The organism is Dactylosporangium siamense, assembly GCF_016862795.1.
GTDB classification, from domain to species: Bacteria; Actinomycetota; Actinomycetes; order Mycobacteriales; family Micromonosporaceae; genus Dactylosporangium; species Dactylosporangium siamense.
In genome coordinates this window covers 20,376-35,693 of the sequence record NZ_BONQ01000139.1, presented here as the reverse complement: position 1 = coordinate 35,693, position 15,318 = coordinate 20,376, and the positions used below count along the sequence as shown (strand labels likewise).

General features: G+C 71.3%; 15 protein-coding genes. 11 read left to right on the top strand and 4 right to left on the bottom strand.

Features of this window, described 5'->3' with window-relative positions; translation table 11 throughout:
• Positions 1-36: 36 nt before the first annotated feature.
• The 4 genes from Dsi01nite_RS44230 to Dsi01nite_RS44215 are packed head-to-tail and all read right to left on the bottom strand — an operon-like array spanning position 37 to position 4,642.
• On the bottom strand, positions 37-1,305 hold the full coding sequence (locus tag Dsi01nite_RS44230) for an MFS transporter (RefSeq protein ID WP_203852445.1): 1,269 nt from the start codon (positions 1,303-1,305) through the stop codon (positions 37-39).
• A gap of 8 nt (positions 1,306-1,313) precedes the next feature.
• Positions 1,314-2,966, bottom strand: a complete 1,653-nt coding sequence (locus Dsi01nite_RS44225; protein WP_203852444.1) for a class I tRNA ligase family protein — start codon at positions 2,964-2,966, stop codon at positions 1,314-1,316.
• 1 nt (position 2,967) lies between these two features.
• Positions 2,968-3,342 carry a cupin domain-containing protein gene (locus Dsi01nite_RS44220; RefSeq protein WP_203852443.1) on the bottom strand — a complete coding sequence of 125 codons (375 nt, stop codon included), beginning with the start codon at positions 3,340-3,342 and terminating at the stop codon, positions 2,968-2,970.
• 19 nt (positions 3,343-3,361) lie between these two features.
• Positions 3,362-4,642 carry a SidA/IucD/PvdA family monooxygenase gene (locus tag Dsi01nite_RS44215; protein ID WP_239136624.1) on the bottom strand — a complete coding sequence of 427 codons (1,281 nt, stop codon included), beginning with the start codon at positions 4,640-4,642 and terminating at the stop codon, positions 3,362-3,364.
• A 268-nt stretch (positions 4,643-4,910) separates the two neighbouring features.
• Here Dsi01nite_RS44215 and Dsi01nite_RS44210 point away from each other — a divergent pair, with 268 nt between their 5' ends.
• The 11 genes from Dsi01nite_RS44210 (at position 4,911) to Dsi01nite_RS44160 (ending at position 15,314) form a co-directional block, all read left to right on the top strand.
• Positions 4,911-5,879, top strand: a complete 969-nt coding sequence (locus tag Dsi01nite_RS44210) for a TauD/TfdA family dioxygenase (RefSeq protein WP_239136623.1) — start codon at positions 4,911-4,913, stop codon at positions 5,877-5,879.
• Between the two features lie 21 nt (positions 5,880-5,900).
• Positions 5,901-6,977, top strand: coding sequence for an NAD(P)/FAD-dependent oxidoreductase (locus tag Dsi01nite_RS44205; protein ID WP_203852440.1), 1,077 nt, complete (start codon positions 5,901-5,903; stop codon positions 6,975-6,977).
• Between the two features lie 5 nt (positions 6,978-6,982).
• On the top strand, positions 6,983-8,233 hold the full coding sequence (locus Dsi01nite_RS44200; protein ID WP_203852439.1) for an ATP-grasp domain-containing protein: 1,251 nt from the start codon (positions 6,983-6,985) through the stop codon (positions 8,231-8,233).
• Positions 8,234-8,244: 11 nt separating this feature from the next.
• Positions 8,245-9,054, top strand: coding sequence for a dimethylargininase (gene ddaH, locus Dsi01nite_RS44195; RefSeq protein ID WP_203852438.1), 810 nt, complete (start codon positions 8,245-8,247; stop codon positions 9,052-9,054).
• The gene (locus tag Dsi01nite_RS44190; protein WP_203852437.1) at positions 9,051-9,947 is read left to right on the top strand and encodes an MBL fold metallo-hydrolase; all 897 of its coding nucleotides are present in this window, start codon (positions 9,051-9,053) and stop codon (positions 9,945-9,947) included. The genes ddaH and Dsi01nite_RS44190 overlap by 4 nt, the downstream gene beginning before the upstream one ends.
• Complete coding sequence (gene gntD, locus Dsi01nite_RS44185; protein ID WP_203852436.1) at positions 9,929-10,960, top strand: guanitoxin biosynthesis L-enduracididine beta-hydroxylase GntD; 1,032 nt, start codon at positions 9,929-9,931, stop codon at positions 10,958-10,960. The genes Dsi01nite_RS44190 and gntD overlap by 19 nt, the downstream gene beginning before the upstream one ends.
• Positions 10,961-11,107: 147 nt before the next feature.
• Positions 11,108-11,491, top strand: coding sequence for a nuclear transport factor 2 family protein (locus tag Dsi01nite_RS44180; RefSeq protein ID WP_203852435.1), 384 nt, complete (start codon positions 11,108-11,110; stop codon positions 11,489-11,491).
• A gap of 13 nt (positions 11,492-11,504) precedes the next feature.
• Entirely contained in the window at positions 11,505-12,776 is a 1,272-nt protein-coding gene (locus tag Dsi01nite_RS44175) for an ATP-grasp domain-containing protein (RefSeq protein ID WP_203852434.1), read from the top strand.
• Positions 12,776-14,119, top strand: a complete 1,344-nt coding sequence (locus Dsi01nite_RS44170; protein WP_203852433.1) for a cation:proton antiporter — start codon at positions 12,776-12,778, stop codon at positions 14,117-14,119. The genes Dsi01nite_RS44175 and Dsi01nite_RS44170 overlap by 1 nt, the downstream gene beginning before the upstream one ends.
• Positions 14,116-14,757, top strand: coding sequence for a hypothetical protein (locus Dsi01nite_RS44165; RefSeq protein ID WP_203852432.1), 642 nt, complete (start codon positions 14,116-14,118; stop codon positions 14,755-14,757). Before Dsi01nite_RS44170 ends, Dsi01nite_RS44165 begins: the two co-directional genes overlap by 4 nt.
• On the top strand, positions 14,757-15,314 hold the full coding sequence (locus Dsi01nite_RS44160) for a hypothetical protein (RefSeq protein ID WP_203852431.1): 558 nt from the start codon (positions 14,757-14,759) through the stop codon (positions 15,312-15,314). The genes Dsi01nite_RS44165 and Dsi01nite_RS44160 overlap by 1 nt, the downstream gene beginning before the upstream one ends.
• Positions 15,315-15,318: the final 4 nt, after the last annotated feature.

Sequence of the window (15,318 nt, the reverse complement as noted above, 5' to 3'; positions counted from 1 at the left end):
GGCGCCCGGCCCGGGTGGACCGGGCGCCGCCGTCCGTCAGGCGGGGACGGCCACCGGCTCGGCGGCGACCGGCTCGGGCGCCTTCTCGGTCGCCGCCAGCGGTTTGCGGAGGCTCAGGTAGGTGCCGATGGCGATGGCGTCGACGAGGATGACCAGGCCCCAGAAGGCCCAGGGCACCGAGATCCCGTCGGCGACGGCGGACAGTCCGACCGTCGCGGCCACGCCGAGCGCCAGCCCGAACGCCTGCGCGCCGCCGAAGATCCGGCCCACCCGGTCCACCGGGCTGGCCTGCATCAGCAGGGTCCGGGCCGCGATGCGCCCGTTGGCGAAGCAGAACGCCGCCACCGGGATGACCGACATGAGCGCGATGTAGTGCAGCGGCTCGAAGATGACCATCGTCATGCACCCGAGCTGGCCGAGCACCGCGAGGTGCAGACCCTTGATCCGGGCACTGATCCAGGGGTAGCACGCGGCGCCGATGATGAACCCGACCCCGGCCAGCGCGTCGACCACACCGATCACCCACGGGCTCTGCTTCCAGTGCTGCAGGACGATGGTGGTGAGGATGACGTTGCTGACCATGAGGTTGGCGTTTCCGGCGGTGTACAGCAGCGCCAGTCGCTTGATCGGCTGCCGCCGCACCGGCGCCGCCGACGCACCGGCCGCCGACGCGTCCACAGTGGGCTGCGTTGCTCCGGCCGGCTTCGTGCCCACGAACCAGGTGAGGACCGCGGACGCGACGAAGGTGAACGCGTTGAACACGAGCAGCGGCGTCGCACCGAAGATGACGATCAGGAACCCGGCCGAGGACGACGCCAGGAGCATGCCGGTGTTGGTGCCCATCTCGTAGCGGCTGTTGAACCGGCCGAGCCGCCCGTCCAGGACGCGCTCCTTGACCAGCGCGTTGCTGGCCGGCATGAACAGCGCCGCGGTGACGGCGAGCAGGAAGTTCGCCAGGTAGGACCCGAGACTGACGGGTCCGCCGAACCACATCCACAGCGGCAGCGCGAACGCGGTCACCGCGCTCACCACGTCGGCGATGACGCACAGGAGCCGGCGGTCCATCCGGTCCACCAGGCGGCCGAACATGACCGACAGGACGACCTGCGGGATCGACACGGCGATGAACAGCCAGCCGACCGACAGGGTGGTGTTCTCGGCCCGGAACACCATGATGGCGGCCGCGGTGATCTGGAACGCGTTGCCCGCGGTGGTGATGAATCCGGCGGCGACGAGTTGCCGCTCGGTCAGCCTCGACCGCCGGTCGGAGCCGGTGGTGGTGGACGATGACGTGTCGATAGCCATGTTCTGCCTCAAACGATGCTGGTCGGGACGGCCGGATCGGCCGGACGGTCGGCGCCCGCCGTGCGCAGGCTCAGGCCCGGCACGGTGAACGCGGTGGTGTGCGTGACGTCGAACGCCTCGGCCGAGATCCGCGGCTCGAACTCGCCGTTCCCGGCCAGCTGGGCCGCGACGTCGACGAGGATCGGCGACACGCAGGTGATGAGCGCCCGCGTCTGCAGGAACAGGTCACCGGCGCGCATCGGCAGCGCGTCCGGCTCCGCGGTCAGGGCGAGCTGCGCGTCGGCGCGCAGCCGCGCGGTGTGCTGGACCACCAGGTCGGCGGCCCGGCTCAGGCTGAAGCTGTCCAGCTCGAAGCAGTGCCGGAACCGGGAGATCATCGCCGCGATCCGCGCCTGCGTCCCCGGTGGGACGGGCAAGGGCTCACCGTCGACCGCCAGCTTGGCGAGCGTCGTGCCCAGCTCGTTCCACGGCTCGACGAGACGCTCGCCGGCGACCTTGTCCAGCACCGCCTGGCTGAAGTTCGTGCGGGCGTGCTCGGGCGCGCTGAGGTTCAGGTAGAACCGGGCGACGTCCCGCGGCACGTCCGCCACCAGGTCCCGGGCCCACACGAGGTGACCCTTGCTGGTGGAGAACTTCTCGTTCTCCAGCTCGTAGAACTCGTTGGTGAGGATCGTGCTCGGCAGGACGTAGCGGCCCTCGTGCGCCATCAGCTCCGCGACGTGGACCAGCGCCCAGATGAACAGGTTGTCGAACCCGACGAAGAAGACGAGCTCCGCGTCGTGCTCGGCGCGCCAGGCGTCGTCGGTGGTCGGCGGCCGGTGGCCCTGCTGCAGCCGGCCGTAGTGGTTGCAGTACATCGAGGCCGGCATGCCCTCGGTCCACGCGTTGATGGTCTGTCCCGGCGTCTCCGGGAACGGCGCGGGCAGGCCCCACGCGACCGGGTAGGTGATCGGGTAGTCCGGCAGCGGCTTCGACAGCAGCTCCCGCATCAGCGACACGAGGTGCGGCCGCCAGGTGGAGGCCTTCTCCTCGTGGAACGCGATGAGCCGTTCGCGGTACTCCTCGAGGGGGAAGACCAGGATCTCCGCCTCGCGGTAGGTGACCTCGTCGGACGGGTCCAGCAGGTTCCACGGGTCGAGCAGCCCGTCGAAGTCGATCCAGTGCCCGCAGGCCTCGCAGATCCCGCCGCGGCTGTCCGCCAGGCAGGTCGGGCAGTCGCCGCCGACCAGACCCTCCACGAGGTACGTGCCGTGCGCCTCGCTGTAGGGCAGGCGCACCGTGCGCAGCCGGAACTTCCCCAGCGCGTGCAGGCGGTTCACGTAGTCGTACACCGTGGACCGGTAGTCGTCGTCGGTCGGCGCGAAGCCGTCCACGGCGATCCCCATCGCCTCGAACGTGCTCTTGATCTGCGACCACGACTTCGTGATGAGCTCGGTCGGCGAGGTGCCGAGCCGGGCGGCGGTGGTCGTGACGTAGGTCTGGCTGTCGTCGCCGCCGGAGGCGAACACCACGTCCCGGCCGAGGGCCCGCTGGTAGCGCGACCACACGTCCGCCGCCACGTACGGCCCGGCGACGTGCCCGACGTGCAGGTCGCCGTTCGTCGTGGGCGGGCCGCCGATCACGAGGACCGGGCGGCCTTTCCCACCGTCAGACGTCGCCATCTCAGGCCAACGCCTGCTCGGACGTGTGCCGCGCCATGAACTTCTCGGACATCTCGGTGTCCCACCACACGCAGTACAGCTGGAAGTCCTCGTCGCTCTCGTTGATGACGCGGTGCGCCGTGTGCGGCGGGAAGTGCACGATGTCGCCGGCCTTGAACGGCTTGCGCTCGCCCTCGGAGTCCAGCACCGCCTCGCCGCTGAGGGCGATGAAGATCTCGTATTCGTGGTGCGCGTGCGTCCCGGTCGCGCCGCCGGGGGCGACCACGCACCAGGACCCCTCGAACGGGGCGTTCAGCACCGGCCACGGCACCAGCCGCTGCGCGTCCGCGCCGTTCTCGTGGTTCATGCGCTCCCGCACCAACGGTCGAAGCTCCATGACTGCCTTCCTTCCTTCGTCAGGTCGCCGCCACGGCGGGCGCCGTGACAGGGGTCAGGTCGAGGTGGTCGCCGGTGAGGACGTCCCGCAGGATGTCGTTGGCCCGGTTCCCCATCACCGACAGCAGCGAGTCGGCGATGCCGTGGGTCTGCTCGTTGACGCCGTGCAGGTAGCAGGCCGCCGTGCTCGGCCGGTCGACGACGAGGCGGTAGTCGCGGGTGACGGCGACGTCGGACAGGCCGATCCGCTCCGCCAGCCGGCGCACCGCCCACGGCATCTGCGGGGAGAACCCGGTGCCGAGCAGCACCAGGTCGGTGCGCAGCTCACGGATGGCGCCGGTGCGCCAGTCGGTGAGCTCCAGGACGATCTCGTCGCCGTCGTCGCGCGCCGACGTGATGTCGTGCATGGTGATCATCTGCAGCCGGGACCGGCCGGAGAGGCGGTCCAGGTACACCTGGCGGTAGAGGGAATCCATCATGCCGGGCGCCACGCCGGCGTAGTTGGTGGGCCGCATCTCGGCGAGCATCTGCGCCCGCGCCTCCGGCCGGGACGCGTGGAACTCGTCGACGAACGACGGGAAGAACAGCTCGTTGGTGAACTTGCTGGACTCGTAGCAGTTCAGGCCCACCGAGCGCATCACCATCGTGGGACGGCACTCCGGCAGGTCGATCTGCACCGAGTAGAACAGCTCCGCCGCGCTCTGCCCGCCACCGACGACCACCACCCGGTAGGGCAGGTCCTTGCGCAGGCCGCCGATCCGCTTCTGGTACTGGGTGCTGTGCACCACCCGGTCCCGGTCGACGGCGCGCAGCACCTCGGGGATCCGGATGTCCCGGCCGGTGCCGAGGACCAGGTACCGGCTGCCGATCGTCCGGCCGTCGGCGAGGGTGGTCGTCCAGCCGGTGAGCGTGCCGCCGGTCCAGACCGGACCGATGTCCACGCACTGCCGGCCGTACTGCAGCTCCACCAGCGCCAGCGAGCGCGCCGTCCACCGCAGGTAGTCCGCCACCTCGGCCCGGTAGGGCGTCAGGCTGCCCATGTTGACGAAATGGTCGAGCCGGCCGGTGGCGTGCAGATAATTGAGGAACGAGAATCGGCTGCGCGGATTCCGCAACGTCACCAGATCCTTCAGGAACGACGTATTGGAAAGCGCCTCCGGAAACAGCATTCCGGGCTGCCAGCTCACCTCCTTGTTCCGCTCGATGATGAGGGAGTCGCGCGCCAGATCCGGAGCGAGCTCCTCCAGTGCCACGGCGAGTGCGAGGTTCGATGGTCCCGCCCCGATCGCCAGTAGTTCCACGTCTCGATCCGCCATAGAGTGCTCCAACCGTCGTCGGGACCACGCTTCGCTGCCGGCTACTTCACCCCGTGACGGCGTTGACCGGAACCCCGCCGGGCACAGAACAATCAATCCACCATCGACCAACAATCTCGGTCATCGCATTCATTGACGTCGTCTCGACGAGACGGTTGTCTTGCCACCAACGCCCCCTTCTCGTTGGAGAGGATTGTTGGCCATGCTTGCCGATGCGGATGTCCGCACGTTGGACCGAACATTCACCGAATTCGTGCTTCCCGACAGCGTCCGGGACGCGATCGGCGAACTGCTGGAGTCCTCGCCCGACCCGGTCGAGGACATCGACCGCTCACTGACCTGGTTGCGGGTGGTGTTCTCGGCGCTGCCGATCGACCTGCTGCAGGGCATCCTGGACTTCGGGCGGCACGCGGACACCGCCGGTGTCGCGCTGGTGCGCAACCTGCCCGTCGACCCGGAACTGCCGATGACGCCGGTCAACGGCGAGCCGAGCCCGCTGAAGCGGACGTTCGTCGCCGAGGGCGTGCTGCTCGGCCTCAGCCAGCTGCTGGGTGAGCCGGTGGGCGTCACCACCGAGAAGGCCGGCCGGCTGGTGCACGACGTCGTGCCGGTGTCCACCGGCGCGAGGTCGCAGACGAACCAGAGCTCAGCGGCGTTCCTGAACTTCCACAGCGACATCGTGTTCGACGAGTTCGGCCGGTTCGACCTGCCGAACCCCGACTTCCTGGTGCTCAACTGCCTCCGGCAGGACCGCAACCGGGAGGCCGTCACCTACTACGCGGACGCCCGCGACGTGGTCGGCGACCTGCCCGCCGACGTGGAGGAGACGCTGCGCACCCCGCAGTTCCGGCTGAACGCGCCGGGCAGCTACGTGCGCGACCACGCCGGCGGCGCGGCGGTGTTGTCGGACCCGATCGCCATCATCTCCGGCCCGCCGGCGGCTCCCGGGATCGTCGTGTCGGCCAACGGCGTGGTGGGACTGACCGCCGAGGCCGACACCGCACTGGCGCAGCTGCAGCGGTCGTGCCGCGCCGTCGCGCACGAGGTGCGCCTCGAACGCGGGACGGCGCTGCTCATCAACAACCGCAAGGGTCTGCACGCCCGGTCGCAGTTCCTCGCCCAGCACGACGGCCACGACCGCTGGCTGCAGCGCACCTACCTGCGCCGCAGCCTGTGGGACATCCGCTACCGCAGTGCCGCGGGCAGCCGCCGGGTGCACTGACCTGTTGACGGGAGTCGTGTCGTGCGGATCGTCATCGTCGGCGCCGGAGTCGTCGGCCTGCTGAGCGCCGTGGAGTGCGTGACCGCCGGGCATCAGGTGGTGCTCGTCGACCAGGCGGGCATCCCCCATGCCGGCGCCACCTCGTTCGACCAGCAACGGGTCATCCGTGCGCTGCACCTGGACGACCCGGCGGCGACGGCCGCGGCGGTCCGGGCACACCACCAGTGGCTGCGCCTGCAGCGGCTGCTCGGCACCAGGATCTACGAGCCGGTGGGCGCGTTGCACGTGCTGCCGGCCGAGGACCTGACCCGCGCCGAACGGATGCTGACGGGCGCGGGATCCGGGGCGCACCTGTTCGGCCCGTTGTCGCTGGCGGCGACCTACCCGCAGGTGCGGTTCCCGGACGGCGCGACCGCCGTGCTGGAGGACCTCGCCGGGGTGCTGCTCGCCGACCGGATCCTCATCGCCTGCGCCGGCTGGCTGCGGGCGGCCCCGGAGGCCGAGCTCCTGCCGCACCGGGCCGCGGTCGCGGTCGACGCCGACGACGCGGCCGTCCAGCTCGCCGACGGCGAGGTGCTGCGCCCCGACGCGGTGCTGCTGGCCGCCGGGGCGTGGTCGCGGCGCCTGCTGCCGGCGCACCTCGCCGGCGACCTCGTCCTGTGCCGGCAGAGCATGGTCGTCTGCGCGGTGCCGGAGCGGGACACCGCCGTGTGGTCCGCCACCCCGCCGATCTCGACGTTCGGCACGAGCAACGGCGGATGGCTGGTGCCACCCGTCGCCGGCACCTCCCTGAAACTCAGCGCCGCGAGCGCGTGCCGGGTCGTCACCGAGGTCGGTGGCACCGACACCCCGCCGTACTGGCGCGACCACCTCGTCGAGCAGTTCGTGCCGCTGGTCCGCGGCCTCGACGCCGGCTGGGTGACCGGCGGCCGCGACGCCTACTACCTGATGCGCCGCTCCACCGGCGGCCCGATGTCGGCGGTGCTCGGCGACCGGGTCGTGTCCTACGCGGCGTGCGGCGGCGGGTCGTTCAAGTTCGCCCCGCTCATCGCCCGTTCGCTTCTGCAGCAAGTGTCCAACGAGGTCCCAGTGAGGTGAGGGTCGTGAAACTGCTCGGGTTGGAAGCCAGCCAGAACGCCTACTACTACCTGTCCCGCTATCAGCAGATCGCCGCGCTCGGTGTCGAGCTGTACGTGCTCAACGGCGTCGGCTCCGACGACTTCTGGCCGGCGGAACGCTACCGCCGGGCCGGCAGCACCCACATCGACGACCTCATCGCCGACGCCAAGGCGTGGCACGCGGAGGAGCACTTCGACGGCGTCTTCACCTTCTCCGAGTCCGCGGTCGTCGCCGTGGCCGCCGTGGCGACCGCGCTCGGCCTGCCGGGCATCGGCGTCGACGCGGCCGTCGCCAGCCGCAACAAGCTGATCATGCGGCAGGCGCACGAACGCGGCGACGTGGCACACCCGAGCTTCGCGTTCGTCACCGACCTCGACGCGGCCCTCGACGCGGCCACGGCGTTCGGCTACCCGGTCATCCTCAAACCCACCCTCGGCGCGGCGAGCAACTTCGTGTTCCGCATCGACGACGAGGAGCAGCTGCGCGAACGGTACCGGCAGGCCGAGGACGGCATCCAGCGGATGTCGTGGTACGAGATGGAGGCCGGCGGACTGGACCTCGGCCCGCACGGGCTGCTGGTCGAGTCGTTCCTGGACGGGCACGAACACCTCATCGAGGCGCTCGTCTGGGACGACGAGGTCTACCTCGGCTCCATTGTGGACCGGGTGACCGTCGAGGGCGACACGTTCGACGACGACGTGCACCACGCGCCGACCGCCCTCACCGCCGAGCAGGTCGCCGACGTCCACGCGCTGGTCCGCTCCGCGGTCAGGGCGCAGGGCCTGCACCGCAGCGTCATGCACGCCGAGGTGCGCTTCCACCGGGGCAAGCCGTTCATCCTCGAGATCGCGGTCCGGCCGGGCGGCGGCGGGCTGGACTACATGGCCCGCATCTCCGCCGGCTACGACCCGATCCGGGCCGTCGCCGACGTCGCCGCCGGCGTGCACCCCGACGTGCACCACTTCCAGCCCACCGAGGTGCACACGGCCGCGATGTGCCTGATCTGCCCCGGCGGCACCATCGAGTCGGTGACCGCGCCGCCCGAGGTGACCGAGGCCGAGCAGCTGTACTTCCTGAAGATCACGGCCCAGCCCGGCGACATCATCCGCCGGCCTCCCGAGGGCAACAGCATCATCGGCGGCATCGGCGCGCTCGGCACGTCCCTGGACGACGCCATGCGGGCAGCGCTCGACCTGGCCGGAAAGATCGACGTCCGCCTGACCGGGACTCACTGAGGAGGACCCGCATGCCCCGCACAGCCACCCCGCGGCACTATCTGATGGTCAGACCGACGTTCTTCGACGTCGAATACTCGATCAACCCGTGGATGAACCCGAAGAAGCCCACCGACACCGACCTCGCGATCGCCCAATGGGAGTGGCTGCGCGACCTCTACCTCGAGCTGGGCCACCGGGTGGAACAGCTCGAGCCGCGGCCGGGGCTGCTCGACATGGTGTTCGCCGCGAACGGCGCGACCGTCCTCAACGGCCAGGCGTTCGTGGCGCGGTTCCGGCATCCGCAGCGCCAGCCGGAGGCCGGCGCCTACCTCGACTGGTTCCGCGAGCACGGCTACCGCGACGTGCGGCAGTCCCGCTGGGTCAACGAGGGCGAGGGTGACTACCTGGTGGCCGGCGGGCGGATCCTGGCCGGCACCGGCTTCCGCACCGACTCCAGGGCGCACGGCGAGGCCGCGGAGTTCTTCGGCGTGCCGGTGACCGGGCTGACCCTGGTCGACCCGCACTACTACCACCTGGACACGGCCCTGTGCGTGCTCGACGCCGACACCGTCATGTACTACCCGCGGGCCTTCTCGCCGGACAGCCGCCGGCTGCTGGAGGAGCTGTACCCGGACGCCATCCGGGCGGGCGACCTCGACGCCGCCGTGTTCGGCCTCAACGCGGTCTCCGACGGCCGGCACGTGGTGCTGCCCCAGGCCGCGACCGGGCTCATCGCGCAGGTGCGGGAGCGCGGCTTCGAACCGATCGGCGCCGACATGTCCGAGCTGCTCAAGGCCGGCGGCAGCGTGAAGTGCTGCACGCTGGAACTGCGGACATGACCGGATGGCAGGTGGGCGCGGCCCGCGTCACACCGATCGTGGAGACCTCCGTCGCCGGCTGCATCATCCAGTCCGGCATGCGCGACGCCACCCCGTCGCGGTTGCGACGCATTCCCTGGCTCCGACCGGACTTCATCACCGACGACGGCGAGCTGCGCAGTGTCGTGCAGGCGTTCGTCATCGAGCTGGGCGACGCCGTGGTCGTGGTGGACACCGGCATCGGCAACGGCAAGCCCCGGCCCGGCCTGCCCGCGTGGAGCGGGCTGGACACCGACTTCCTCGAGCGGCTCGCCGGGCACGGGGTGAAGCCCGGCGACGTCGACACCGTGGTCTCCACGCACCTGCACTTCGACCACGTCGGCTGGAACACCGTTGTGTTCGATGCCGGGTGGACCCCGACGTTCCCCCGGGCCCGGCACCTCGTCAGCGAGACGGAGTTCCGGTACTGGGCGGCGCGGCCCGAGCGCGAGTCCGCGGACGACCGGGCCGGCTTCGAGGACTCGGTGCGGCCGGTGCTCGACGCCGGGCTGCTCGACCTCGTCAACGGCGAGCACCGGGTGCACGAGGGCATCCGGCTGGTCCCGACCCCGGGACACACCCCGGGCCACGTGAGTGTCGAGGTGGAGTCGGCCGGCGAGCGCGCCCTCATCTCCGGCGACGCGATCCATCACCCGTGCCAGATCGCGCACCCGGAGTGGACCGTCCACGCCGACCACGATCCCGGGCTCGCCCGGCGGACCCGCGTCGAGCTGCTCGGCCGGTGCGCCGACGCCGGCACCCTGCTGATCGGTTCCCACTTCCCGTCGCCCACCGCGGTCCTGGTCGCCCGCGACGGGCACGGTTTCACCATCACTGACCCGAATGGAGTCCAGTCGTGCTGGAAGTCCGCCTGAGCCCGACCGAGTGTGCGGAGGTCGAGGCGATCCTCGCCGAGCTGATCGACACGTTCCCCGACGCCAACGACGCCGCGTTTCTGCGCCGCGTGACCCTCTACGCGCAGCGCATGCCCGAACGCCTGCGGGCGACCGCGCACAGGCTGCGCCACCAGGAGACCTCGGGCGCCCTGCTGGTCAGTGGTTTCGAGGTCGACGACGACCGCATCGGTGACACGCCGCAGCACTGGGCGGACACCCTGCGGCAGTCCGGCACGGTCCGCGAGGAGTTCTTCTTCATCCTGTGCGCGACGCTGCTGGGCGACGTGTTCTGCTGGTCGAGCCAGCAGGGCGGCCGGCTGGTCAACGAGGTGGTGCCGATCAAGGGCGACGAGGACCGCCAGATCAACTCCGGCAGCACCAGCGAGCTGCTGTGGCACACCGAGGACGCGTTCCACCCGTACCGCGCCGACTACATCGGCCTCATGTGCATGCGCAACCCCGACCGCACCGCGACGATGCTCGCGTGCATGGACGAGGTGCCGATCGCCGAGGAAGTGTCGAAGGTGCTCTTCGAGCAGCGGTTCGTGTTCCGTCCGGACGACGCGCACCTGCCCGTCAACCGCGACCCGAACATGGTGGTCGCGCCGGGGACCGAGGCCGCGGTCGCCCGCAGCTACGCACGGATCGAGGAGATCTGCCGCAACCCGGAGAAGACCGCGGTCCTGTTCGGCGACCCGTCGGCGCCGTACATCCGGCTCGACTCCGACGCGATCGAACGGGACATCGACGATCCCCTCGCGGTGGCGGCCCTGGACGCGTTCATGGCCGAGGTCGACAAGCACCTGCGGGGGGTCGTGCTCGAGCCCGGCGACATCATGTTCGTCGACAACTACCGGGCGGTGCACGGCCGGCAGCCGTTCAAGGCCAACTTCGACGGCCGGGACCGCTGGCTGCGCCGCGTCAACATCACCCGGGACATCCGCAAGTCGCGCGACTCCCGGGCCTCCGCGACCGCCCGCGTCGTGTTCTGAGCCGTTGCTGCATCGGGCGCCGGGTGGCGGGGCGGACCGCACCGCCACCCGGCGTGATAGCGCCGTGATAACGCACGGTTGGCGCCCTCCCGCACTGTGACAGCACGGGGCTCTGATTTGGGCCGTACACCGATCGGAGGACCTGACATGGCCGGCTATGGCGCAAGGCGACCGGCACGGACCGCGGCCGTCACGTCGATCGGCGTCGACCATGTCCGGCTGTCCTACGACTACCTGGACGCCGGGAACCTGGACGCGTACGGCTCGCTGCTGGACGACAACGTCCAGGTGCGCCGGCCGGACGCGGCCCAGGGCCGGGGTCGTGTGCAGGTGCAGCGCCTGCACGCCGAGGTCACCGGACCACCCGGCCGGCACCTGCTCGACCGGATCATCGCCGACGGCGACAGCATCGTCGTCACCGGCCGCTTCGTCCGCCCGCCCGTCGACGTCGAGTTCGTCGACGTCTTCACGCTGTCGGACTTCGGGCTGCTGCTCGGCTACCGCCGCTACTACTACGTCGCCCCCAACTGAGAGGTTCCTGGCCATGGACCGTGAAGGTGTCGTCCTCGTTGTCGGCAGCGCCCGACAAACCTACCGGGAGTACCTGCTCGACTCGGCCAGCCGGCGGCAACCCCTGTGGCTGCTCGACGGCGCGCCGAACACGTGGCAGCGGCCCTACGTGCGGCACACCTCCGTCGTCCCGCTGGTCGACCAGGAGCGTCTCATCCCCAACCGGGAGCTCCTCGTCAAGACCGCCCAGGAGATCGCCGCGGAGCACCGGGTCACGGGCGTGTTCACCTACGACGAGACCCTCGTCGTCACCGCCGCGCACATCGCCGAGGCGCTCGGCCTGCCGGGCCTGTCCGTGGACGGCGTCGAGAACTGCCGCAACAAGCACCGCAACCGCCTTGCGCTGACCGCCGCCGGGCTCCCCCAGCCGCGGTTCGCCTACGTCACCACCCTGGCCGAGGCGGTCGAGACCGCGGCCGGGTTCGGCTACCCGGTGGTGGTGAAGCCCCGTGGCTGCGGCGCGAGCATCGGCGTGGTCCGGGCCGCCGACGCCGGCGAGATCGAGGCGGCCTTCACCGTGGCGGAGGCCGCCAGCCACACCGGCGCCCCCGCGTACGAGGGCGGCGTGCTGGTCGAGGAGTACCTCGAAGGCCCCGAGATCAGCGTCGACGGCGCGCTGCACCGCGGCGAGTACCAGCCGTTCTTCCTGGCCCGCAAGCGCATCGGCGCGCCGCCGTACTTCGAGGAGATCGGACACACGGTCAGCGTCGACGACCCGCTCCTGCGCGACCCCGAGATCCTGCGCGTGCTGACCGAGGCGCACCGCGCCGTCGGGGTCCGCGACGGCATCACCCACACCGAGATCCGGCTCACCGACCGCGGCCCGGCGATCATCGAGGTCAACGCGCGGCTCGGCGGCGACCTCATCCCGTACATCGGCAAGCTCGCCACCGGCATCGATCCCGCGTTCGTTGCCGTCGACCTCGCCACCGGCCTCGGGCCGGACCTGACCCGCACGCGCACCACCGGCACGGTCGGCATCAGATTCCTGAACCCGCCGGTCGACGGGCGGATCCTCGACATCCGCCTGCCCGCGCCAGGCGACGTGCCCGGCCTCGAGGAGGCCGTCGCGATGGTCGAGCCCGGCGCCGTGCTGCGGCTGCCCCCGCACGACTACATCGCCCGGTTCGCCTACGTCATCTGCCGCGCCGGGTCCCCCGAGGAATGCGACGCCGCACTCGACGCGGCGGCCGCGGCCGTCGAGGTCGACGTGGACCCGATCTTCGAGAGCGGAGACGACCAGTAATGGGAAGCGTGCTCGCCTCCAGCCCGATGCCGCCGGCGGCGGCCGCCACCCTGCTGGTGTTCCTGACCCAGGTCGCCGTCCTGCTGCTGGCCGCCATCCTGCTCGGCCGGCTGGCGACCCGGCTGGGCATGGCCGCCATCGTGGGTGAGCTCTTCGCCGGCGTGGTGCTCGGACCGTCGGTCCTCGGCCACCTCTCCCCGCCGGTGGCCGGGTGGCTGTTCCCGCACCAGGCCGGCCAGTTCAACATGCTCGACGCCGTCGGGCAGGTCGGCATGCTGCTGCTCGTCGGCGTCGCCGGCATGTGCCTGGACGTCGGCCTGCTGCGCCGGCAGGGCCCGCGGGCCGGCGTGGTGAGCCTGACCAGCCTGGTCATCCCGCTCGGGCTCGGCATCGCCTGCGGCCTGCTCCTGCCGGCGGTGATCATGCCGGCGGGCGGCGACCGGGTGGTGTTCGCCGGCTTCATCGGCGTCGCCCTGTGCGTCAGTGCGATCCCGGTGATCGCGAAGATCCTCACCGACCTGCGCATCCTGCACCGCGACCTCGGCCAGCTGATCCTGATCGCGGCCGGGGTCGACGACGCCGTCGGCTGGCTCCTGCTCGCGGTCGTCACCACCATGGCCACCGTCGGCGTCAGCACCGGCGCGGTCACGCTCAGCGTGGCCACCCTCGTGGGCATCCTGCTCTTCACCGCGCTGGTGCTGCGGCCTGTGCTGCGCGTCGTCCTACGGGTCACCGACCAGGGCGCTGTCGTCGGCGTCGTCGCGGTGCTGATCCTGCTGGCCGCGGCCGGCACCCAGGCGCTGAAGATGGAGGCGGTGCTCGGCGCGTTCCTGTGCGGCATCGCGATCAGCTCCACCAGGCTCGTCGAGCCGGCCAGGCTCGCCTCGCTGCGCACGGTCGTCCTCGGCGTCTTCGCCCCGGTCTTCTTCGCCACCGCCGGCCTGCGGATGGACCTGACCCTGCTCGGCAATCCGGTCGTCGCCCTGTCGGCGATCGTGGTCCTCGCCGTCGCCGTCGCCGGCAAGTTCGGCGGCGCGTACGCCGGCGCGAGCATGATCGGCCTGGACCGGTGGCACGCCCTGAGCCTCGGCGCCGGGCTCAACGCGCGCGGCATCGTGCAGATCGTGGTCGCCTCGGTCGGGCTGCGGGTCGGTGTCGTCGACACCACCGGCTACACCATCATCGTGCTGGTCGCCCTCGCCACCTCGGTGATGGCACCGCCGATGCTGCGCTACACCCTCGGCCGCGTCGCGACGACCCAGGACGAGCACGACCGCGAGGTGCGACTCGGCCTCGACCGTGACGATTCGCCCGCCTCGGTCCCGGTAGGATCGGCGGCGTGATCCTGGAGGCTCCGACCCCGGACCGGCTCGCCCACTCCGTCGGGGTCTTCAACGGCTACGCCAACGTGGACCGGACCTGGCACGAGTTCGTCGCGCGGACCGCGCCGGGTCCGGATCTCGACCGGCCGGACCACCGCCACCTCCTGCACCGCTGGCTCAACTCGTGGGGCTGCCGGATCCGGTACCCGCGCGACGGCGAGCCCGACGTGTTCGACGCCGGCACCGCGGCCTGGTGGGACGCGTTCGGCGCCACCCTGCCGACCGGGTCGCTGCGGCTGGCCGCCGACGACGACCTCGCGCTGCTGGGCACCGCCTACGCGGCCCTCGCCGCCACCCCGGCCGGTCCCAGCCGCACGCTGGGACCGACGGCGGCCGCCAAGGCCCTCTACGCGCTGCGCCCGGACACCGTGATGCCCTGGGACGCCGCGATCGCGGTCACCCTGCACGGGGCCAGGGACGGGGCGGCCTTCACCCGCCACCTGACGCTCGGCCGCGCCTGGGCCGCGGACCTGGTCGCCTCGACCGGCATCGACGACGCCGCACTGCCCGCGCACCTCGGCCGCCCCGGCGTCTCGCTGGCGAAGGTCCTCGACGAGTACACCTACGTCTTCATCACGCTCGGGGGTGGGACTTCCTGATGCGCAGACCCAGCAGCGGCATGACGATGCAACGCAAGTACGACCGCCTCGCCCGGGGCGAGTTCTTCACGCCCGTCGTCGAGGTCGCCACCGCCTACGTCGCCGCGGCGCTGCCCGAGGCGGCGGCCACCGAGGGCGAGTACTGGGCGCTGTCCTGCCTGCCGGGCACCACTCCGGGCCGGCTGTCCGCGCTGACCATGCGGGCCACCGACATCGTCGTCATCTACCAGACGCTGCCGAAGACTCCCGGGTCGCCGGTCGACGCGCTGATGATCGTCGAACGCTCCGCCCTGGAGTCCGGCTTCGGCGGCCGGTCGAAGGCCGCCCGTCGCTACCCGCACCTGCAGTTCGTGGACTCGCAGTACTACGGCGCGGGCGAGGACCAGATGATGGTCCGCGGCCCCTACGACGAGATCGCCGCGGTGCTGCGCGACCCGGTCGTGGCCGAGGCCGCGCAGGCGCTCGCCGAGCGGGTGATGGGCTCGGGCCGGGTGCTGTTCGCCCGCGGCCACAACCGCATCCTCGCCGATCACGCCCTGGGCCGCGCCCATCAATGAGGGC